We start from the raw sequence: 255 nt of genomic DNA, 5'->3' as shown, positions 1-255 counted from the left end.
AGGTGGCGCTGGCGTGCCGCGTCCAGCCGGATCAGGCGGGTGGACACGGCGTGCAGCACCTTTTGCAGCGCGTTGAGTTCCGTGATGCGCAGGTCGGCCGGCGGCGGCAGCCAGCCGTCGACCATGCCCTCGGTGGCGGCGCCCAGGTATTCCGTGGCGCGCAGCAGGCGGCGCGCGAACAGCAGCGCACCCACGCACGCGAGCGCCACCGCGCACAGCAGCGTCCCGGCCGTGAGCGCGACGGCGCGCGCGGCC

1 protein-coding gene is annotated in these 255 nt (G+C 75.7%); it reads right to left on the bottom strand.

Features of this window, described 5'->3' with window-relative positions; translation table 11 throughout:
* The coding region (locus ACEN88_RS35795) for a hypothetical protein (protein WP_413347135.1) at positions 1-255 on the bottom strand (255 nt) is incomplete at both ends.

Source organism: Massilia sp. CT11-108 (genome assembly GCF_047302915.1).
Classification (GTDB): domain Bacteria; phylum Pseudomonadota; class Gammaproteobacteria; order Burkholderiales; family Burkholderiaceae_D; genus Telluria; species Telluria orientalis.
This window is presented reverse-complemented; position numbering and strand designations above follow the sequence as displayed.